This window comes from Blastocatellia bacterium, from assembly GCA_025055075.1.
Taxonomy (GTDB): domain Bacteria; phylum Acidobacteriota; class Blastocatellia; order HR10; family HR10; genus HR10.
Genome location: JANWYV010000004.1, coordinates 94,147 through 115,966 on the forward strand (window position 1 = coordinate 94,147; position 21,820 = coordinate 115,966).

Consider the following 21,820-nt stretch of genomic DNA (forward strand, 5'->3'; position numbering starts at 1 on the left):
CGCCACCTGCGATAGGATTAGAAGGCCATAAGTTTCGGGCGAGGGGAACGACGATGAAGCATGTCTACGTGAGCGAGATCGCCCAGTACGTGGGTCAGGAGGTCATCCTGAAGGGATGGCTCTACAACAAGCGCTCCAGCGGCAAGATCATGTTCCCGCAAATTCGAGACGGCTCCGGAATCATCCAAGGCGTCGTTCTCAAGACGCAAGTCCCCGAGCGCGTGTGGGAGGATTTAGATCACTTGCCACAGGAATCCTCGCTCATCGTGCGCGGCACGGTTCGAGAGGAGAAACGCGCGCCCGGGGGATACGAGATCGAGATCCATGATGTGGAGGTCGTCAGTGTCGCCGAACCGTATCCGTTAGGGAAGAAGGATCATGGGATTGAGTTCCTCCTGGACCATCGGCATCTCTGGCTCCGCTCCCGTCGCCCGCATGCTGTCCTGAAGATCCGCCACGAGGTGATTCGCGCCATTCGGGAGTTCCTGGATTCCAATGGCTTCGTACTCTGCGATGCGCCGATCTTCACCCCAGCGGCTTGCGAAGGGACGACGACGCTCTTCGAGGTGAACTATTTCGAGGATCAGAAGGCCTACCTGACGCAATCCGGCCAGCTCTACAATGAAGCGGCGTGTATGGCCTTCGGGAAAGTCTACTGCTTTGGCCCGACTTTTCGAGCGGAGCGTTCCAAGACGCGACGCCATCTGACGGAGTTCTGGATGGTCGAGCCGGAAGTCGCCTATGCGACGTTGGAAGACATCATGGAGCTGGCCGAGCAACTGGTGACCTTCATCATCGAGCGCGTGCTGGAACGACGGCGCGCGGAACTGCAGGTGCTCGAGCGCGACATCTCGCGCTTGGAGAACATCCGCCCGCCGTTCCCACGGATCCGCTACGACGAAGCGGTCGAACGGCTTCGGGAAGGAGGCTTCGAGTTCTCGTGGGGAGATGACTTCGGCGCGCCGCACGAAACGTACTTATCTGAGCAATTCGATAAGCCCGTGATGATCCACCGGTACCCGGTAGCGGTGAAGGCGTTCTACATGGAGCCGGATCCGGAACGCCCGGAGCTGGCCCTCTGCGTGGACATGCTCGCCCCCGAGGGCTATGGAGAGATCATCGGCGGCGGTCAACGCATCGCTTCGCTCGAATTGCTCAAGCAGCGGATTCGCGAGCATAACTTGCCGGAGGAAGCCTTCGAGTGGTATCTCGACCTACGGCGCTACGGTTCCGTTCCCCATGCGGGTTTCGGATTGGGGATCGAGCGCACGGTAGCGTGGATCTGCGGTCTGGAGCACGTGCGGGAGGCCATTCCCTTCCCACGCATGCTCTATCGCCTTAAGCCTTGATCGGGCGAACCACGATGCATCGTCCCGTCATCTCCATCTTCGGCAGCTCGCGTTGTCAGCCCGAAGAGTGGGAATATCGGGAAGCGGAACGCTTGGGCCGGCAGCTCGCAGAAGCGGGATACACGGTGTGCACGGGCGGATATGCGGGCGTCATGGAAGCGGCCAATCGCGGAGCGTGGCTTGCAGGGGGTGATTCCTGGGGCGTCACCGTGGATGTCTTCTCGGAGCCACCAAACGCTTATCTCTCGCGCGAGATTCGTACGCGCGATCTCCTGGAGCGGCTGAAGGTCGTCAGCGAATTAGCGCATGGGTTCGTCGCCTTGCGAGGGGGGATCGGGACGCTCGCCGAGATCGCTCTCTTCTGGAACCTCGCTCTCATCGAGCAATCGGCATCGGGTCGCCCTCTGATCTTGCTGGGCGAGTGCTGGGACCCGATTCTTGCGAGCTTTCTGGAGCATTTGGCGTTTCGCCCGCAAGACCTCTCGGCCGTCGTATGCGTGTCCTCGGCCGAAGAAGCCGTGCGTGAAATCTGTCGGCGCGTGCCGCGGGGGATTTCGACCGGAGCGTCGTGAGGCGATGAACGTCCTCGTGGATCGAAAAGAGCGAATGCTCGCGCATGAGGTTTCTCATCGTGGAAGCCGATGGGGTAGTTCTTCTTCCAGCGCAATATTTCGCGCGTGGTGGATCCGCTTCCTGGAGATGGCTGACGTCAGACCTGGAGCGCGGGTCCTCGATATCGCTTGGGAGACGGCCGGAACAGCTCTTCAGCTGTCGCGGCTGGTCGAGCCCGGAGGGCGCGTCGTGTGCCTCAGCTTCACCGAAGCGCAGATGGAGCGCTTGCGAGCTGAAGCGCGCGCCTTCGGCCTGGCCGCTGAGAGTAAGATCGAATGGCGCGTGGCGACGACACATCGTCTCCCCTTCGAGGACGCGCAGTTCGACGTCGTCAGTTGTGCGGCCGGCGTACGGCATCTGAACGTCCCGCATCTTGCCCGCGAAGCGCATCGTGTGCTCGCCGCCAGAGGCCGGTTCGTCCTGACCGAGCGCCTATTGCAAGGGACGCCGTGCGATTCGCTCTTTTTGCGACTGCGACGAGCCTTCTATCGCTATATTCGTCGGGATTCGGAGGAAGCAGAGGCGACCTTCTATACTGCCGATCGCTTGGCCGAACTTTTACGCGCGGTTGGCTTCGCCCAAATCTTCGTTCGCGGCCTAGAGCGGCCGCGTTTTCAAGGATGGCCCGTCCTCTCGCTCGTGCGCGCATGGAAAGCCTCATGAAGCGCCCGATCAAAATCATCGGTGTGCCCATGGACCTCGGCGCGAACCGTCGAGGGGTAGACATGGGCCCTTCAGCGCTCCGCATTGCAGGTCTTCAGCCGCGGTTGATTCAGCTCGGATATATCGTTGAGGACTTGGGGAATCTCCCCGTCAACATCCCAGAAGTCTTGCGGATCACCGATCCGCGCATGAAGTACTTGGCCGAGGTCGCTGACGTCAATCGCCTGCTGGCCGATCGCGTCGAGCAGGTCGTCGCTGAGGGAGCGATCCCCTTGGTGCTGGGTGGCGATCAATCCATCTCCATTGGGACGATCGCGGGATTGGCTTCGCACTATCACCGACGCGGAGAGAAAATCGGCGTCCTTTGGTTTGACGCGCACGCCGATATGAACACGCCCGAGACGACGCCATCGGGTAATATTCATGGCATGCCCTATGCCGTCTCACTCGGCCTAGGCGTGCCGGAGCTGACCGATCTGAAGGGATTCCGTCCGAAGCTAGACCCCTCCTGCTGCGTCCTCATCGGCGTGCGAGATGTGGACCCGCTCGAACGGGAGAACATTCGTCGAAGCGGCATCGCGGTCTTCACGATGCGGGAACTGGACGAGCTGGGCATGCGCGCCGTCATGGAACGCGCCATCGAGATCGCTTCCCGAGGGACGGTGGGGTTTCACGTCAGCCTCGACATGGACTTCTTCGACCCCTTTTATGCCCCGGGCGTGGGCACCCCCGTGCCGGGCGGTGCGACTTATCGCGAGGGCCACTTGGCCATGGAGCTCATCGCCGACTCCCAGAAGCTCCTCTCGTTGGAGATCGTGGAGGTGAATCCTGTGCTCGATGTGCGCAATCATACGGCGGAATTCGCTGTCGAACTCGCTCTCTCCGCATTCGGGAAGCGCATCTTGTGACGCGATGTTTCGCGTCTTCATGGTGGAAGCCAACGTATTCGAGCGTGTATACTTCCAAACAGCGGAGGCGGGACGGCGATGAGGAAGCTGCGCGTGGCGGTGATCTTTGGCGGTCGGTCTGGAGAGCACGAGGTCTCCTTGCGATCGGCAGCCTCGATCATTCGCGCCATGGACAAGAGCAAATACGAGATCCTCCCGATCGCGATCACCAAGGAAGGCCGATGGCTCTCTCCGATGGACTCCACGAAGCTTCTGCCCCAGGACGTCCTTCGTGACCTTGGACAACCGGTCGCGTTGCTGCCGGATCCGACGACGGCGGCGCTCGTCCGCTTCGACGGCGAGCTACGGGCAATTCGCCAGGAGAAGGTGGACGTCTTCTTCCCCGTCCTGCATGGGCCGTATGGGGAAGATGGAACGATCCAGGGCCTCTTCGAAATGGCGAACGTGCCATACGTCGGCTGCGGTGTGCTGGCTTCGGCCTTGGGGATGGATAAGGACGTCATGAAGAGGCTCTTTCGCGAAGCCGGATTGCCCGTCGTCCGGTTCATCGCCTTTCGGCGAACAGAATGGGAGCGCTCCCCTCGCTCTCTCTTGCGACGCGCACAGCAAGAGATTGGCCTGCCGTGCTTCGTGAAACCGGCCAGCCTTGGCTCTTCGGTCGGGATCTCGAAAGTGAAAAAGAGCGCGCAACTGGCCGATGCCATCGCCCTCGCGGCCAAGTATGACGTCAAGATCATGATCGAAGAAGCCATCACCTGCCGCGAGATCGAAGTCAGCGTCCTTGGCAACGAGGATCCGATCGCCAGTATCCCGGGCGAGATCGTCCCAGGGGCTGAGTTCTACGACTACGCCGACAAATACATCAACAACGCTGCCCAGCTCATCATCCCGGCCAAACTCCCCAAACGCTTAGTCCGAGAGTTTCAACGCCTGGCCATCCGCGCATTTCAGACCATCGACGGCTCGGGGCTGGCTCGCGTGGACTTCTTTCTGGAACGCGGCACGAATCGGATCCTCATCAACGAGATCAACACGATGCCAGGCTTCACGGAGATCAGCATGTATCCGAAGCTCTGGGAGGCGAGCGGCATTCCCTACAGCCAGCTCATTGATCGCTTGATCGAGCTAGCACTCGAACGCCACCGCGAGAAATCGCGATCGCGAACGAGCTACGAAGAACTTCCCCTCTTACTCAATCGCTGATCGCGCCCGCCTAAGCGAAACGATCTTTTCACAGCCGAAATGGAAGGCGCCGCCTTCTCTCCTCCCTTCGTCGTCCCTAACGCACGCTCACTCAAACGCTTAACTGTCTCCCGATCCCTCATCCGACTCTCGGCACGTCCTTTGCTCCCGGATTCTGCGAGAGGGAGCGGTGGGGACGAAGTGTAAATGGCCGATTTGGGTGATCGCGATTTGGCTCGCCGCATGGCCCGCGGCGCGCGCTGAGTCCTCGTACATCGCGGCCAACTTCTCCTCCCGATGCTCGAACTGTTGGCCGGGATGGAATGAACTCCTTCGACCGCTACGCGGGGTTGGCCCGTGTGCTCAAAACGGATTGGCTTTTCTGTTCATCAATGGGAGCTTCGACGATCCCACCTTGAATCAAGCCCACCTCCACTTCAGCCGGGCCGAGCGGGTCACGGAGGTCGTAGCCGAATTCCAATTCAACAATGCGACCATCGGGGGACGCCTCCTCCTAACCAATGGGAATTTCCACTGCCTCCCGCAGTCCTATCTACCCGCCTTCGTCACCGACGAGCTATTCATCTTGACCTTGCGCGATGATGGCCGCAATTGGTACGGAGCGTTTCTAGGAGACCTCACGCTTCTGGAACCGGAATTCGCCCCACGACCGGAGCGAGCTGAGAGCTATACGACTGTAGGGCTCATGGAGAAAAGCGGAGGGGAGTTTCGAGTGCGAAAGCTTGTGGTGATTCCGCAAATCACCCGATTCTCTCCGATCCGCCTCCGGGTGGCGATCGAAGAGACGCCCGAAGGCCCGCAACTTCTGGCCGTGTATCGCTTCGCCTCTGGGCGATCCCTCGAGATCAGTCACCCCCTCGATCCGGCGGATGGGCGTCCGAGCGGACGCGCGGGCATCGTCTACATGGTCGGTAACGGTTCGCCGTGTGCGAACCTCGTGCAGCGAGAGATCGCCGTACGCTCGTTCCTCGTGCGGTGAAGCGAGGGCAAAATATGGCTTGACATATTACCCGAAATCTCTTATTTTGTGCCGGGTCGCTTCGCGTGGAACGAACAGAGCGACGACGGAGGCTCATGCGGAATATGAGGCGTGTGAATGTCCCACGCTCGCTGCCAATAGGGACGACGGCCTCGAGGAATACGGCGCTTTCCGTCAGGAAATCCTCCCCTCATCCGATTGCTTTGTCTCGCGGAGTTGCTATGCTCTCCAGCACGTGCGGAGGTGACTATGCGCGAAAACAAGTGGAGTCGGAGGACACGACGAGCTATCCTCGGCCTTCTTACCCTCGCCTTCTTTCCTCTGACCCCATCAGCCCAAACGGGCATGCAGACGGAACGGTTCACAGCCTCTTGCAAGAATTGCTGGCCAGGCTGGATTGAACTCGCGCGGCCGGTCGCTGGTGTTGGACCGAGTACCCAAAACGGACGTGGGTTCATCTTCATCAACGGCTTCGACGCCGATCCGATGCGCAATCGAGAGCACCTGCATCTTTTGCGCTCGAACGAGGGCGCATCTGAAGCCACCGCTCTATTTCAATTCAATAACGCGACCATCGGGGGGAAGTTGGCGCTGCCCACAGGGGGATTTGTGTGCTTACGGGATGTTGATGTCATCACCACTGTAGCGAATGAGCTGTTCATCGTCACGATTCGTGATACCGGAGCGACATGGTATGGTGCCTTCGTCGGCGACCTCACGGTCCTTGATCCCGATTTTGTCCCCGATGTAGAGGCGCCTATGTGGCAAGGGTACTCGATCCTGGGGCTGCTCCAGATGTCCAATTCCGAACTCGAGCTTTTGGCCCTGAAGGTGATTCCTCTCCTGCGACGCTTCGCTCCGATGCGGTTGACGATCGCCCTCGACGAATCGGACTCGGATGTTCCGACCTTGCGCGCGGAACTCACCACAGCATCCGGCGCGAGATATCGCGTCTACGCCGAGCTGGACCCGGCGCATCGGCTGGACACCGGCCGAACTGGGGTCATCTACTTGGTCAGCCAAGCTCGCCCTTGTACCACGCTCTCACAAAGAGAGCTTGCTCTGCAAAGCTTTCAATTTCGCTAGGCCCCTACCTGCCGCCTAGTGAAGACCGATCTTGACGTGGGCCGGGAGCTCAGTTGGGCGCTCCCCGTCCTCGAACCCACAATGGGCCATGTTTCGGCCTCCCCTCACCTTTTGAGCTGGAAGCGTCCGCCTCCGACGTTCACCAATGCCACTGGATCTCGCCTCACGATTCCGAGGACGGCAATGTCAAGCAATCCATCGTTATTGAAATCCCCGCTCGTGAGCGAGACGGGATCAGCTAAGGCCCTCAAAAGCGTGGAAGGGGCAAACGCACGCCCATTCTTGGCCATGACCAGAGACACCGTGCCCTCCGCGAAATTCGCTACGGCGATCCCCGCGAGGCCTCTGATAAATTCCCCGCTCGTGAGAGACAAGGGCACCTGTCCGACGAGAACATCCCGACGGAAAAATCGGCCTCCCCTCTCCGCAGAAAGAAGCAATGACACACTTCCAGCATTCATGTTCGCTGAAGCCAGATCCACCCATCCATCTGCATTGAGGTCGGCAACAGCGAGCGCGACCGGCCCTTCATCTACCGCCCAGGTTCCGGCCTGCCTGAATCGTCCCTGACCATCACCAATAAGTAGCACAACAGTATTGGAGCTCGAATTCGCGACGGCCAGATCGAGCGTTCCATCCCGATTGAAATCGGCAGCCACAAGAGCGCTCGGTTTCCCGTCGTCAGAGATCCGGACTGTATCCGCCTGCGGAAGCCTCCCATCCGCTCGTCCGAGGAAAATGGCGATGTCGTTTGACCCCATATTAGCCACGGCAGCATCCACGTAACCGTCTCGGTTGAAATCCCCCGCCACGATCGAACGCGGGCGCTTCCCGATCACAGGGACGTGGACAATTCGTTCGAACGTTCCATCCCCACGGCCATACGCAATAGAGAGGCTATCTGCGAGCATGTTCGCCACGATCACGTCTGTTCGTCCATCCTGATTCACATCACCGACAGCGAGAGCCACAGGCCCATCTCCGACAGCATAACTCTTGAACCGACGAAACGTTCCATCTCCATTTCCGAGATACACCACGATCTGATCTTGCTCGAAATCGGCGACGACTAATCCGAGATTGGGCTCCAAACCTTCTTCGCCGAGAGTCGTGAGGACAGGACTCATGAAGGAGATGCTGACGATGGCTGGGGCTTCACCACTCAACGTGACCGCCGCGATCTGGCACTGCGGACCGAGGGCACGATTGACCAACCATGGCGCGAACTCGACCTGCGCCGTCATCACAGGATCGCCGTTCCCAAGGCCAATGCCCGAAGGACCCCGCGCATCACCCCACCAATTATATCGAGCGTCCATGATGCGGCCATCGGTAGCCTCATTCTGCGCCCCAACATCATTCCCCACCACGTTGTTGCAATGGAAAAAGGAGCTTGAAGCCGGAAGCGTGGCCGTCGATTTGAAGAGAAGCCCGATCTCACTCGCCTCCACTGTATTCCCCACAACAATCGTGCCCGGCGCGCGATCAACGGCGATCCCGTTGCCCATGATTCCCCATACCCGGTTACGACGGATGATCGTGCCCGAAGCCGCATTGTTGGCTGCGACGCTCACGGCGAGAATCCCATTGTCATGAATCTGGACGACTTGGTTCCCCTCGATGATGTTGTCCTTGGCAACCCCATCTCCGACGCCCCCGCCTCGTACAAGAATTCCCCAATCGCTATAGGTCGTCGCCCCTCGACCTCTCACGATGTTGTTGAACACGCGATTCCCATCTCCCTGAACGAAGACGCCACGGTGGGCATGCGGATGGCTACCCGCTGTCGTGTCTTCCACAACGAACCCTTGGAAGGTCACGCCATTACCTGTAATGCGGACGGCGGCCGGGACCAACTCGCCGGGCCGAATGATTGTATTGGGCGTGCTATCGACGGCCGAGCCATCGAAGGAACGCACGGTCAGGCCGTTCTTATTGATCGTCACCTGCTCGCTATAAACTCCCGGACATACGAGGATCGTATCACCAGGGGCAGCCGCTCCAACGGCCCCTTGAATACTTGTGAAGGCTGCCCCCGAAGCGTCGCAATTCGCAGCCGTAGCTTGGCCATCGTCATCCACGACCAGAATACTCGCGCTTATGATCGCTGGACTTCGCATGAGGGCGAAAACCACGATGCCAATGGCGAATGCTGAAAGAATTCTGCTATTCATAGCCAATCCTCCTCGAGGGAGATAAAGGGAGCGACCCTATCCTCCTGAAGGCATATGCCGCTTCCCTCCCGTTAACCGGCGGGGATTATAGCAAAAGGAAGTGGGGGGATAATACCTTCATTCGTCCACCGTTCGGACAGCGTTGAGAGGACGTTCACGAGCAAGGTCTTCACTATCGGTGGAGGCCAAACGGCGCGGCTCCCAACGCGCACGTGAACTCGCACCGATCTTCGACTGAATGGCCAGTAGCTCGATGATCTCTCGCCCGGCCTCGCAACTGCGATCGTACCGGAGGGCGATGACGATCCTCCCGATCGTCGCCGGCAGGGCCGAGAATACGGCTGCGACCTCCTGCCATATTGCCGCCTTTCCCCTCCATCATCCAACGAAGGGCCATATCAGGCCGAACGTCGCCGCGCCTGAGAAGCCTGGAATCAAGAACGCGCCGCGCATAGCGACCTCCGACTCAGTGAACACCCGTTGAGGAGAGGATGACGCCGAGTATGCGCTGCAATTCCCCCTGCCCGATCCCCGAGATTGTGACTCTTCCACAAGCGCCGTTAGCCTCTATCAGCGAGATGGACGCCAAGCGCCCTTGCTTTCCCTAAGCGGCTTGGGTATTTTCATCGCGTGCAGATGGCGGGTCAGTCGCAACACGAGAACCAACGAGTCGTATGGGGACGAGAGACATCGAGACGGAAGTGAAGGTTCCTGTCGAGGGCAATCCCCTGGATGGACTCGCGGAGCCGGATGTACGTTTGGTGAGGCCGCGCCATTTTGAGGAGAATTGGGTCCTCGACTTCGAGGACGGACGCCTTCAACGTGCTGGCCGCCTCTTGCGTATTCGCCGCGTGGCAGATCGCGGGACGCTGACTTTCAAGGGGCCGTCTCTTGCTCACCCCCGACTAAAGGTCCGTGAAGAAATCGAGACGGAAGTCCGCCATCCCGAGCGCGCACTCGCGATCTTCGAACGGCTGGGCCTTCGGCCGATTTATCGGTACCAGAAGTACCGCACTGAATATCGCGTACAGCTTCCTTCGGGAGCCGCGCTCTCGGTCATGTTCGACGAAACGCCCATCGGGAACTTCTTGGAACTCGAGGGAGACGAAGCGAGCATTTGGGAGTTCCTCGAGCGATTCCGCTTGCGGAAGAAGCCGCTTCTTCGCGCGAGCTATCCGACCCTGTACGCAGAATTCTGCCGGGTCCAGGGCAAGCCCTTCGGGGACATGCTCTTTGAAGAGGAGAATGTCCGATGCGCGCGATGATCTTAGCGGCGGGCTTGGGCACGCGACTGTGGCCCTTGACGGCCGATCGCGCTAAAGCCGCCGTCCCATTCCTCAACAAGCCGATCATCGTTCGCCTCATCGAGTATCTGAAGCACTACGGGTTCACCGACGTGATCATCAACCTTCATCACCAAGGGGAGTCCATCCGTCGCGTCGTCGGCGATGGCTCGGCTTGGGGCGTGCGCGTCTTCTATTCGGAGGAACCGGAGATTCTGGGGACGGGCGGCGCGCTGGACAAAGTCCGTCATTTGCTCCAGGACGAGACGTTTCTCGTCATCAACGGCAAGATCATCACCGATATTGACCTGCATGCCGTGTGCGACGCCCACCGGCGACGTGCCGCCTTGGCGACGCTCGTGCTCATGAAGAATCTGCAGCGCGAGCGCTTCAGCATCGTCGAAGTGGACGGCGATGGGAAGATCGTGCGCTTCGGCGGAATGCCCTCTCCCCAGGAGATGCCGGGCGATCACGCGCCATTGCTCTTCACAGGCATTCAAGTCGTCGAGCCGGAGATCTTCGACTTCATTCCGCGCGGCGTGTTCTCGCATACGACCATGGACGTCTATCCGCGCGCCATCGCATCCGGACAATGCATCGCTGCCTATATCGCCGAAGGCCAGTGGTACGAACTGAGCACATTAGAGCGCTACTTGAACGCGAGTCTCGCCTTCCTCCGCCGCGAAGGAAGATCCTTCATCGCTGGCGAGGGAACAGTCATCGAAGATGACGCAGAGGTGAGGGAAAGCGTCCTCTGGGAGCGCGTTCGCATCGGGCGAGGGGCACGCTTGCGGCAGTGCATCATCGGCGACGACGTGACGATCCCTCCAGGAAGCGATCTCGAGCGCGTCGCCGTTGTTCGCGCCGCCTTATGCCCATCCCCTTCGGCGGGAACGATCGTGGGTCAGAACCTTCTTGTCCCGTTCTGAGGACGCCCGCGCTAACCCTTCGGCTCATCACGAACTTCCACATTTTCGCATAAAAATTCGAGATTTCGGCCACCCATCTTCCAGAATCCTGGAGGGAATTTCCGAAGCCTCGGAGATTCGGTCCTGGTCCGCCCGCGTCCTTTTCAGCTAACTCCCTGAGAAGCCGTGAGAAAGGAAATAGAGGGTTTTGGCACGCCGCTTGCTTAAAAAGCATGCGGTTGCCTCCCGCAGGAGGCAACCCGACTTCGAGAAGGTAGAGAAGGAGGTGGCGATATGAGACGACTCGCTGCGTTCGCGCTCATCGCGAGCTTGCTCTGGACTTTCGGGGCGAGCCTCGCGGGTGCTCAAACGATCTTGGGATCCATCTCCGGTGTCGTGACGGATCCCCGAGGCGATCCCATCCAAGGGGCGACGGTCACGATCAAGAACGAGGACACGGGATTGACGCGCGTCCTGACGACGAACGAGACGGGATTTTATCGTGCGGATTCGCTCCCGATCGGAGAGAACTACACGATTACCGTCGAAAATCCTGGATTCAAGAAGGAGGTTCGCACGAAGATCGCTGTGCGCGCGGTGGCCATTACGCGCGTGGACATTCAACTCCAGGTGGGGGAGATCGCGGAAGTCGTGGAGGTGACGGCGACAGCGGCCGAGCTGCTCGAACGCACGGAAGCACGAGTGGCGAAGTCTATTGAAAGCCGGCAGGTCTTCGAGCTACCCGGGCGCAATACGCTGACGGGCTTGGCGTTGTTGGTTCCCGGGACGGTTCCGAATATCCCCGGTATGCCCGGCTCCGGCTTCGCCACCAGCGGCGGACGTTCCCGTTCGAACAACTTCAATTTGGATGGCTCGAACAACAATGACGACTCGCTCTCGATCCCGCGTCAGACGGTTCCTCCTGAGGCGATCGCTGAATTTCAGATTGTGACGAACAACTTCAATGCGGAGCAAGGGCGCAATTCCGGAGCCGTCATCAACGTCATCACCAAGTCGGGGACGAACGAATACCACGGAACGTTGCACTGGACGTGGGCGGGCAACGGGTTGAACGCTCTGACCCTGCAGCAGGAGCGCGTATATCGAGGAGCCTTGCAGCAAGGTCTGCCTAAGCATCAAGCGTTGCGCTCAGCGAAGAATCCGACTGTGGATAACCTCGGAGGGTTCACAATCGGCGGTCCGATCATCCGGGAGAAGACCTTCTTCTTCGGATCTTACGACTTCGACCTGTTCCGCAGCACGATCGGATCGGCCGCGCGCAATGCGATCACGCGCGAAGGGCTGGACCTCATTCGAGCGAATGCCGCGGCTCAAGGGTTCCGACCGGAGGCGATCGATTTCCTTGCCAATACGTTCCCCGTAGCCAATGACTTCTCGACCCGATTCAACGTGAACGTGGCGGCGCCTGGACAACCGGCGCTGTTGATTCCCTTCGCCCGTTTCAATCGCGGAGCTGTCGAGACGCTCAAGTACGATACGAACTTCCATCGGTTCCTGGCGCGGCTCGATCATCGCTTCGGCGAGAAGGATCAGATTTTCGGCCGTTACCTCTTCGACGACAGCGACGATCCGGGGACACCGGCCTCGCTGCGCGGACAGGAGATCGGCACGGCCGTGCGGAACCAGAGCTTGACACTCGTTCACACGCACGTCTTCTCGCCGCGCGCGGTGAATGAATTCCGCTTCGCCTATAATCGCCGGGCCATCACGTTCCCCTTGGGCGAGACGGTGCGCCGCTTCGGGGCGTTCTCCGTCGGTGGGGTAGGAGGCGCCTTCACCCTCGGGAACGTCAACTTCCCGCAGTTCCGCACCGACAACATCTACCAATACGCGAACAAGTACACGTTCACGTTCGGGCGCCATTCGCTGCGAGCGGGCGTGGACATTCGTCGCGTGCAGTTGAACTCCTTCTTCGCGCCGGTCGTGGATGGGCAGGTGACGTATCCGAACCTGCGCGCCTTCCTGCGCGACGAGAACGCGACGTTCAACCAGTATGCCGGCGAAGCCTATGTTCCCAGCCGGTTGACCGAACTGGGCGCGTTCATCCAGGATGATCTCCGGCTCACGCCAACCTTGACCCTCAATCTGGGCCTCCGCTACGAATACACGGGGACGCCCTTCAACTACTTCTCGAATGCGAAGCCGGACATCAACAACTGGGGACCGCGCTTCGGGTTCGCCTGGAATCCGAAGACCGAGCGGACGGGATTCTGGGGATGGCTCACTGGTGGCGACAAGCTCGTGATTCGTGGTGGCTACTCGCTCACCTATGATCAGATCTTCCAGAACATCCTGCTCAACACCTCGCGGAACTACCCACGTGGTGTGCAAGTGGCGCTCGGCCCGATCTCTGGTCAGCGGCTCTTCTTGCGCAGCAACTGGCCTTCGCCGCCAACACCTCAGGACTTCGTGCGCTTGGGCGGAAATCCCGACTTGTTGCCGTATCGGTACTTCTCCCTCAACAAGCGCGTCAGCCAGCCCTACACGAACCAATACAGCCTGACGCTACAACGGCAGTTCCTCAACGATTACGTCATTAGCATCGGCTACGTCGGCACGCGCGCGCTCAAGCTGGTCCGCGAATACGAGACCAACATCGGCTTCTTCAAGGCTGCAGTGGATCGCAATCCGTCCGCGTATCAGAGCGTCCTGCCCTTCCTGCAGTTGACCACGCGAGGGGGACAGCCTGTGTACCTGAGGGATCCGGCGCGCGGGTCCATCCTGGTCGGCGATGGGCATGCGCAATCCTGGTATAACTCGCTGCAGGTCTCCGTGGACAAGCGCCTGAGCCGCGGGCTGCAATTCGGCGCCGCTTACACCTACTCCAGTTACATCAGCACGAGCGATGACATCCTGGGAGCCTGGCTGGCTCAAACGCTGCCGGCCAACCCCATCAATGCGCGATTGGATCGCGGTCGCTCGATCTACGATCGCCCGCATCGGTTCGTGATCAACTACGTGTGGGATATCCCGGGCTATAAGGGCGAGAGCGGATTCCTGCGGCAGACGCTCTCGGGATGGCGCCTCTCCGGAATCACCACGTTCCAGTCGGGGACGCCGTACTCGGTCTTCAACAACAACAACGCGCTCGGCATCCTGCCCGGGCAGATCACCACGATCGCCTTCTCGCAACGCGTCTCGATCAATCCGGGTGGAGATCCTCTGCTCGTCACGGGTGTTGGCGCGGATGGGCGTCCGCTCAACCCGAACGCCTACTGGATCGTCCCCGGGACGAACTCGGGGATCGTGGGGAACTCCGGGCGGAACCGCTTCCGGACCGAGGGTGTGAACAACTTCGACATGGCGCTGGTGAAGGAGATCCGGATCACCGAGAGCCAGAACCTGCAAATCCGATGGGAAGTCTTCAACGTCTTCAACCATCGCCAGTTCATCTATCCGCCGCCCAACTTCCTGTCGGAGACGACACTGGTGGGGCCGACGCAGCCGGATCTGAACCTCGGATGGTCGCATCTGGGGTTGACCGGCGCGACGCCTGGCGGCCGGAGCATGATCTTCACCGTGCGGTATAACTTCTGAAACACAAGGAGGCCCGGCTTGCGATGCCGGGCCTCGAAGGTCAAAAGAAGCGAGGGGCATCGTGACCCCCTCGCTTCTTTTCTTTTTTCCCTTCAGACTCTCGCGCGCGCTTGTTCAATCGCCCGTCGGCACCAAACGCGGGCCAAGTGCGCGCGATACTCCGCCGAAGCGTGCAAGTCCTCGAGCGGATCAATGCCCTCGGCAGCTTTCGCTGAAGCGTCGGCGATCGTGGAGGCGTCCAGCATTCGTCCCCGAAGCGCATCCTCAACAGCCCGCGCGCGATAGGCCTTCGGCGCGACGCCCGTGATCCCCACAGCTGCATCCTGACAAACGCCATTTGAATCCACGGCGAGCACGACGGCCACGCCACATAGCGCGTATCCAGATGCCTTTTGCGCGACCTTCACATACGCCGCCCCTGTGCGCGGCCCGAGCGCCGGCACTTTCACCTCCACCAGAATCTCCCCCGGTTCAAGAGCCGTCGTCAACATGTCCACGAAGAAATCTTCGGCAGGGATCCACCGCTCTCCCCGTGTGCTCACGGCGCGCAGCTCGGCTCCCAACGCCAAAATGGCCGCCGGATAATCAGCCGCTGGATCGGCATGCGCCAGGCTGCCTCCGATCGTTCCCATATTCCGCACTTGCACATCTCCAATTTGGTGCGCCGTCTCCGCCAAAAGCGGACATCGCTGCCGCAGCACCTCGGAGGTCTCCACCTCCACGTGTCGAGTCATCGCACCGATGAGCAGATGATCCCCCGACTCCCGAATATATGACAGCTCCTTCACGCCGCCGAGATCAATGATGTATCGCGGCTGCGCCAATCGCAGCTTCATGAGCGGGATCAAACTATGTCCGCCAGCTAGGAGTTTCGCTTCATCCCTATGCTGCTCCAAAAGAGCGAGCGCTTCTGAGAGCGCGGTCGGTCGAAAGTACTCGAATGTCGTTGGGATCATAAGCGTCTCCTTCCTCCGCCTTACGCTCCGCGGATCGCCCGCCAGATCTTCTCGGGCTTCAGCGGCATATCCAGATGCCGCACGCCAAATGGTGCCAACGCATCTAGGACGGCATTGACGATCGCAGGCGTCGCGGCAATCGTCCCCGCCTCACCAACTCCCTTGACGCCGAGCGGATTCACTGGCGAAGGCGTCTCCGTGCGCTCCGTCTCGAACCACGGAACATCCGTCGCCTTCGGGATCGCATACTCGGTCAACTCGCCCGTCACCAACTGTCCGTTCTCGTCATACACAGCTTCCTCCAGCAGCGCTTGTCCAAGCGACTGAACAATCCCCCCATGCACTTGCCCATCCACGAGCAACGGATTGATGACTCGCCCGCAATCATCCACGGCCACATAGCGTCGGAACTGCACATCCCCAGTCTCCGGATCCACCTCCACGACGGCGATGTGCGCACCGAAGGGGAACGTGAAATTGCTCGGCTCGAAGAAGTACGTCGCTTCAAGTCCAGGCTCCATTCCCGATGGTAAGCTCTTCGCCAAGTAGGCAGCCAAGGCTACCTCTTGGAAGGTCACCCGACGTTCGGGATTATCCTTGAGGAAGAATCGCCCGTCCTCAAATCCCACGTTGGCCACATTCTCCTCGCCCAACAAGTGGGCGGCCAAACGCGTCGCCTTCTCCTTCACTTTTTGCAATGCGCCGTAGACGGCCGTTCCTCCGACGGCCGTCGCTCGACTCCCAAACGTCCCAATCCCATATTGCACAATGGCCGTGTCGCCGTGAATGACGCGAACGTCCGCTAGCTCAACCCCCAACTCATCGACCACGATCTGCGCAAACGAGGTTTCCTGTCCTTGCCCATGAGGCGAAGCGCCGGTCAAGACGGTGACCTTTCCCGTCGGCTCGACGCGTACTGTGGCGCTCTCCCATCCTCCCGCCGGAAGTGCAGGCGAAGGCCCCAGAGCGCAAATCTCGACGTACGTTGAGATGCCGATGCCCAGATATCGCCCTTGCTGTCGCAGCTGCTGTTGTTCTTGTCGGAGTTTCTCATAGCCGACTAGTTCCACAGCACGCCGCAGCGCCTGTTGATAATTACCGCTGTCGTAGGCCAATCCGCTAGCCGTCGGAAATGGGAACTCCTCAGGTTGCGGGAAATTACGCATCCGCACCTCGACCGGATCCAGGCCCAGCTCCCCCGCAATCCGATCCATCATGCGCTCGAGCAAGTAGGTGGCTTCGGGCCGCCCCGCTCCGCGATACGCATCCGTGGCCATCTTGTTCGTGAACACGCCGATGACCTGAACATGCAGATTGGGAATCTTATAGGGCCCCGTTGCCATCAATCCCGTCAGCGTCGGAATCGCCGGTGTCAGCAGTTGATGATACGCGCCGACGTCCTGGATGATTTTGTATCGCAAGCCGAGGACCGTCCCATCTCGCTTGACGGCTGCCTCGACCTCAGCGATCTGTCCACGCCCGTGAATCGTTGAAAGGAAATTCTCTCGCCGCGTCTCGATCCATTTGACGGGACGACCAAGCTGCAGGGCCAAATATCCCACAAGAGCTTCTTCCGCATAGACGTTCAGTTTGCTCCCAAATCCTCCCCCCACCTCAGGAGCAATCACTCGCACGCGATTCTCAGCCATCCCCAACATGGCGGCCAATTGCGTGCGCAAAAGATGAGGGATCTGCGTCGAAGTCCAAACGGTGAGCTGCCCCTCACCGGGGAGATACTCCGCCACGACCCCACGGGGCTCCATCGCAACGGGAATGAGCCGTTGATTCACCATCCGCTGCGCGACCACCGTATCGGCTTCACGAAAGGCTCGCTCGATATCTCCCCCGCTCAACTGCCATACGAAGGCGACGTTCGTCCCGAACTCCTCGTGAATCACCGGCGCTCCATCGGCGAGCGCTTGCTCGGGATCGACGACGACATCCAGCGGTTCGTACTCCACTTCGATCAAATCCACGGCGTCGCGCGCCAGATACCGATTCTCCGCCACGACGACGGCGATTGGCTCCCCGACGTAATTCACCTTCCCCACCGCCAGCACTGGATGCTTGGGAATCTTCAAATCCGGCAACCGGCTCGCTACGGGAACCGGACCGATCTTCTCGCGCACGTCTTCCCCAGTGAGAACAGCGATCACCCCAGGCGCTTGCCGCGCCTTCTCCACATTCACCGCCTTCAAGCGCGCGTGGGCATAAATGCTGCGCAGAATCGCCGCGTAGACCATCCGCGGCCGCACGATGTCATCCACGTATTGCGATCGCCCTGTGATCAACCGCTGATCCTCCACGCGCGGAATGGGTTCGCCAACGACCTTCTTCCCCATTGCCATCCCCTCCTGATATTCCGGGTTTGTTCGTCTTGAGCGAGATTATCCGCCCCGCGCTGCCCGCATCTTCTCCGCTGCATATCGAATGGCCTCGATGATATGCTGATATCCTGTGCAGCGGCAGAGATTCCCCTCGATCCCTCGCCGGATCTCCTCCTCGCTGGGATCGAGCGTGCGCGACAGCAATTGATAAGCCGCCAAGATCATCCCCGGCGTGCAATAGCCGCACTGCAACCCATGCTTCTGCCAAAACCCCTCTTGAATCGGATGCAGCCGCCCGTCCCCAGCCAGTCCCTCGATGGTCGTGATCGTCGCCCCATCCGCCTGAACGGCGAAGAGGGTGCACGACTTCACCGCCGCTCCATTGAGCAACACGGTGCACGCCCCACACAGGCCCGTCTCACACCCGATGTGCGTTCCCGTCAACCCGACGACATCTCGAAGGTAATGGACTAACAGCAATCGGGGCTCCACCTCATGACGATAAGGCACTCCATTGATGACCACTTCGATTGTCCGCGTCACACCTCACCTCCTGCTGCGGAGAGTTCGGCGGTCATTATTGATCGGCTTCCACACCTTTGTCAAGAGATGCTCTTTTAAGGCCTGCGAGACGCTCAATGTACCATCTCGTGAGAATTCCGCGCGCTTTGGCGATGAGCAAAGGGCAATAAAAAATATCCTCCAACACCTGGCCGGGTCCATGGCCGGAACGATCGCAGAGAACGGACTTCGCGCCTTGAGCCTCAACCCCTTACAGGCAATCGGAACGGCACGCGTCCGATGAAAGGTCTTCCCTACAAGAGCCCTCGCCCGCTCAGTCCTCGAGGATCTCCAGCCCCACCCGCTTCTTCTGCTTCATCCCCGCTGCGCTGAGGATCGTCCGAATCGCCTTAGCGTTTTCCCCACCCTTGCCGATGACCTTTCCCAGATCGGACTTTGCCACGCGCAATTCGTAGACGATCGTCCCCGTTCCGGCGACCTCCCGAACGCGGACCTGATCGGGATAATCCACCATCGCTTTCACGATCTCTTCGACTAATTCCTTCATACCACCCGGACCGTCCATACGCTGATTTTCTCACCCGATAATGCGGGTTTATCATACACACTCTTGGCAGGAGTTTCAATAGCTCCTGGCATCCGAAGGCGCGAGGCTTCCTCCCCTCGCCCTGAGATGTTACACTTTAGCGCGCGAAGCCATACAGAGAGGGGGAGAGCGCGATGAGGAAGACCAACGACAGCAGGCGATTGCCGATCTTTCCGCTTCCAGTCGTGCTGCTTCCAGAGATGAGGCTTCCACTGCACATCTTTGAACCGCGATATCAGCTCATGCTTCGGCACTGTCTGGAAGGCGATCGCCTCTTCGGCTTGAGCTATCATTCGGACGCCGAGGTCGGCCGATTGGTCGTTCCTGACCTAGAAAGCATCGGCTGTGCAGCACACATCTTGCATGTCCAACCGCTCATGGATGGCCGCGCCAATATTCTCACTATTGGCACGGATCGCTATCGAATCCGCCGGTATCTCTCTCACGATCCCTATTTGCTCGCGGAGGTCGAATTCTTCGAGGATGTCCCTCCGGAAGGCGAGGAGCGAGAGACCGTGACGATCCTCGTCGCTCACGCCGCGGCACTCTTCTCCCGTCTCCTTCGCGCTCTGCGACTCTTGCAAGACTTGCCGGATCAACCGGTCGCCCTACCAGAAAACGCCGAGCGACTCTCGTTCACGATCGCGGCCGCCGTGCTGCAACAGCCGGAAGAGCTGCAGCAGGTCCTCGAGCTGGTCTCCACGCGGACTCGACTCGAGTTGTTGCTCACCCATCTGGAGAAGCTCGTGGCGGATTACGAGCATCGCGCGCGCGCTCATGTGGAAGCGAAGTGGAATGGACAAAGGAAGCCCCCCTCTCAGGTTCACTGAAGCGTCCAGGCGATTGCCGATGGCGAACGTTGATGAAAGGAGGTCGCGATGATCGCGGTAAAAGTCCGATTCTTCGCGCAATGTCATGAGCGAGCGGGCACTGCCGAATATGAGCTGTTGCTTCCCCCCTCAACCACGGTCGCTCAGGCTCTCGAGGAGCTCTATCAGCGGTTCCCGACGCTCGGCGATCTGCGCGGACGCATCCTCACAGCCGTCAATGAACAATACGCGACGCCGGAGACGCCGCTCCATGCGGGAGATATCCTGGCGCTTTTGCCCCCGGTCAGCGGAGGGCAGGAGGAGGACATCTTCGAACTGGTGCGTGAACCGATTAACGCTCACGCCCTCGTTCGGCGACTCCTTCGAGGAGCGGCCGGAGCAGTCGTCATCTTCGAAGGCGTCGTCCGCGAACAGACGGCCGGTCGGCGCGTCCGCTATCTCGAATACGAGGCCTATGAGGAGATGGCGCTGCGCATGCTCCGGCAAATCGGACGAGAGATCCACGAGCGCTGGTCCATTGATCGAATCGGCATCTTGCATCGGCTCGGGCGATTGGAGATCGGCGAGTCGAGCGTCGTCATCGTCGTGACGTCCGCTCACCGACGCCCCGCTTTTGAGGCTTGCGAATACGCGATCAACCGACTGAAAAAGATCGTCCCGATTTGGAAGCGGGAGCATTTCGAGGATGGAAGCGTCTGGGTGGAAGGAGAATGGCCATCGCTGGAAGAGCTGCCTCGAAGTGAACTACCGCCGACTTGAAGAGGAACGCCCTGGACGAGAGACGAATGGATTCCCACGGATGTAGAAGCGCCAAAGCCTCTCGCTCCACGGGCCCGCATAGTCTACCCCAACGCGCGGCGTCGCGACGATCTGATCAGGGGCGACCGCATCCCCGCGATCTTCCACATAGAGCACCGATCCGCATAGATCTATGCCGTTGAACGTTCGATCTATCGCCAGATACCGACAGACCTTGCCGGGCCCATTCGGCATGACCAAGGCATTCTCTACTCCGGACACCAGGGGGTCGAGGGCACGGATGAGTACGGCTGCCGGATATCCCTCTCGCTCGGTCACAATGTTGAGGCAATGATGTACGCCGTAGATCAGGTAGACATAGGCGTATCCCGGGGGTCCGAACATGACGGCCGTCCGCGGAGTGAGTCCACGCCAGGCATGCGACGCGCGATCTTCAGGACCGACGTACGCCTCCGTTTCAACAATCCGTCCGACGATCGGTCCGTCGGCAGTATGGTGCACGAGGTATTTCCCCAATAGCTCTTGCGCGACCTCCAGTGTCGGCCGAGCATAAAAAGCGCGCGGCAATTTTCGCCCTTGTGGGCTCATTCCGCTCACGAACGTCGCCGCCGGGGACATCCGATCTCGATCCGGGCTCATTGTTCGAGCAATTGCAATTGATATCGTCCCTTCCCCTCCCGCCGCACGCTGTTGACGCGAATGAAATAGCGTCCCGGATGAGCGAGCGTGCAGCGAATGTGCGCGTGCCCGTGCTCGCCACTATGGCTGAGGATCTCCACGCCGTTCTCGTCCATGAGGGTCAAATATGGCTGGAATTCCTTCGAGCGAAGATGAATGACAATGCGCTGCCCGCGATGTCCTCGGAAGACATAGAGATCGTAGTACGAGCCATCGGCCATCTTGCGATCTCCCTCTTCGAGCGCTCCTTCGACGGTCTGTCCCAGACGAATCGGGGTTTGCGCTCGGCCCTCGTTCATGAAAGCCACCAGCATAAGCCCGAGCGCGATGAACGTTCGCGACCATCCCGGGCAGAAGCGTCGTTCCGACTGGAATCTTCGCCCATTCGATTTCCCATCGGGGCCCTCGCGCGTCATCGGAATGCTCTCCACGCTGATCT

At 59.9% G+C, this 21,820-nt stretch carries 19 protein-coding genes; 12 read left to right on the top strand and 7 right to left on the bottom strand.

All coding sequences use genetic code 11. From position 1 onward, the window contains the following. Window positions 1-53 precede the first annotated feature (53 nt). From asnS to NZ746_01020, 7 genes are all read left to right on the top strand, one after another. Window positions 54-1,349, top strand: coding sequence for an asparagine--tRNA ligase (gene asnS / locus NZ746_00990; GenBank protein ID MCS6815932.1), 1,296 nt, complete (start codon window positions 54-56; stop codon window positions 1,347-1,349). Between the two features lie 14 nt (window positions 1,350-1,363). Continuing rightward, entirely contained in the window at window positions 1,364-1,921 is a 558-nt protein-coding gene (locus tag NZ746_00995) for an LOG family protein (GenBank protein MCS6815933.1), read from the top strand. 34 nt (window positions 1,922-1,955) lie between these two features. Further along, window positions 1,956-2,624: a class I SAM-dependent methyltransferase gene (locus NZ746_01000; GenBank protein MCS6815934.1), complete on the top strand. Its 669-nt coding sequence runs from the start codon at window positions 1,956-1,958 to the stop codon at window positions 2,622-2,624. Continuing rightward, window positions 2,621-3,532 carry an arginase gene (gene rocF, locus NZ746_01005; GenBank protein ID MCS6815935.1) on the top strand — a complete coding sequence of 304 codons (912 nt, stop codon included), beginning with the start codon at window positions 2,621-2,623 and terminating at the stop codon, window positions 3,530-3,532. Before NZ746_01000 ends, rocF begins: the two co-directional genes overlap by 4 nt. 78 nt (window positions 3,533-3,610) lie before the next feature. After that, window positions 3,611-4,735: a D-alanine--D-alanine ligase gene (locus NZ746_01010; GenBank protein MCS6815936.1), complete on the top strand. Its 1,125-nt coding sequence runs from the start codon at window positions 3,611-3,613 to the stop codon at window positions 4,733-4,735. Window positions 4,736-4,904: 169 nt separating this feature from the next. Next, entirely contained in the window at window positions 4,905-5,714 is an 810-nt protein-coding gene (locus NZ746_01015; protein MCS6815937.1) for a hypothetical protein, read from the top strand. 249 nt (window positions 5,715-5,963) lie between these two features. After that, on the top strand, window positions 5,964-6,800 hold the full coding sequence (locus NZ746_01020; protein MCS6815938.1) for a hypothetical protein: 837 nt from the start codon (window positions 5,964-5,966) through the stop codon (window positions 6,798-6,800). 104 nt (window positions 6,801-6,904) lie between these two features. On the opposite strand, the gene NZ746_01025 is transcribed toward NZ746_01020, so the two are convergent. After that, window positions 6,905-8,974 carry an FG-GAP-like repeat-containing protein gene (locus NZ746_01025; protein MCS6815939.1) on the bottom strand — a complete coding sequence of 690 codons (2,070 nt, stop codon included), beginning with the start codon at window positions 8,972-8,974 and terminating at the stop codon, window positions 6,905-6,907. Between the two features lie 674 nt (window positions 8,975-9,648). On the opposite strand from NZ746_01025, the gene NZ746_01030 reads away from it, so the two are divergent. The 3 genes from NZ746_01030 to NZ746_01040 all read left to right on the top strand — a co-directional run bounded on the left by NZ746_01030 (window position 9,649) and on the right by NZ746_01040 (window position 14,723). Then, window positions 9,649-10,239: a class IV adenylate cyclase gene (locus tag NZ746_01030; protein MCS6815940.1), complete on the top strand. Its 591-nt coding sequence runs from the start codon at window positions 9,649-9,651 to the stop codon at window positions 10,237-10,239. Beyond that, the gene (locus NZ746_01035) at window positions 10,227-11,186 is read left to right on the top strand and encodes an NDP-sugar synthase (GenBank protein MCS6815941.1); all 960 of its coding nucleotides are present in this window, start codon (window positions 10,227-10,229) and stop codon (window positions 11,184-11,186) included. Before NZ746_01030 ends, NZ746_01035 begins: the two co-directional genes overlap by 13 nt. A gap of 273 nt (window positions 11,187-11,459) precedes the next feature. Then, window positions 11,460-14,723, top strand: coding sequence for a TonB-dependent receptor (locus tag NZ746_01040; protein ID MCS6815942.1), 3,264 nt, complete (start codon window positions 11,460-11,462; stop codon window positions 14,721-14,723). 92 nt (window positions 14,724-14,815) lie between these two features. Here NZ746_01040 and NZ746_01045 read toward each other — a convergent pair whose 3' ends face one another. The 4 genes from NZ746_01045 to NZ746_01060 form a co-directional block, all read right to left on the bottom strand. Further along, window positions 14,816-15,679, bottom strand: coding sequence for a xanthine dehydrogenase family protein subunit M (locus tag NZ746_01045; GenBank protein ID MCS6815943.1), 864 nt, complete (start codon window positions 15,677-15,679; stop codon window positions 14,816-14,818). Window positions 15,680-15,699: 20 nt separating this feature from the next. Then, a complete protein-coding gene (cutA, locus tag NZ746_01050) occupies window positions 15,700-18,027 on the bottom strand; it encodes a glyceraldehyde dehydrogenase subunit alpha (protein ID MCS6815944.1) in 2,328 nt (775 codons plus the stop codon). 39 nt (window positions 18,028-18,066) lie between these two features. Next, window positions 18,067-18,549, bottom strand: coding sequence for a (2Fe-2S)-binding protein (locus NZ746_01055; GenBank protein ID MCS6815945.1), 483 nt, complete (start codon window positions 18,547-18,549; stop codon window positions 18,067-18,069). Between the two features lie 292 nt (window positions 18,550-18,841). Next, on the bottom strand, window positions 18,842-19,075 hold the full coding sequence (locus tag NZ746_01060; GenBank protein MCS6815946.1) for a KH domain-containing protein: 234 nt from the start codon (window positions 19,073-19,075) through the stop codon (window positions 18,842-18,844). Between the two features lie 173 nt (window positions 19,076-19,248). Here NZ746_01060 and NZ746_01065 point away from each other — a divergent pair, with 173 nt between their 5' ends. Further along, complete coding sequence (locus tag NZ746_01065) at window positions 19,249-19,944, top strand: LON peptidase substrate-binding domain-containing protein (GenBank protein MCS6815947.1); 696 nt, start codon at window positions 19,249-19,251, stop codon at window positions 19,942-19,944. Between the two features lie 48 nt (window positions 19,945-19,992). Beyond that, a complete protein-coding gene (locus NZ746_01070; protein MCS6815948.1) occupies window positions 19,993-20,703 on the top strand; it encodes a molybdenum cofactor biosynthesis protein MoaE in 711 nt (236 codons plus the stop codon). Here NZ746_01070 and NZ746_01075 read toward each other — a convergent pair. Both NZ746_01075 and NZ746_01080 read right to left on the bottom strand, forming a co-directional pair. After that, window positions 20,689-21,321 carry a DNA-3-methyladenine glycosylase gene (locus tag NZ746_01075; GenBank protein ID MCS6815949.1) on the bottom strand — a complete coding sequence of 211 codons (633 nt, stop codon included), beginning with the start codon at window positions 21,319-21,321 and terminating at the stop codon, window positions 20,689-20,691. The two genes, NZ746_01070 and NZ746_01075, sit on opposite strands and share 15 nt — an antisense overlap. A 17-nt stretch (window positions 21,322-21,338) precedes the next feature. Beyond that, entirely contained in the window at window positions 21,339-21,797 is a 459-nt protein-coding gene (locus NZ746_01080; protein ID MCS6815950.1) for a hypothetical protein, read from the bottom strand. Window positions 21,798-21,820 lie beyond the last annotated feature (23 nt).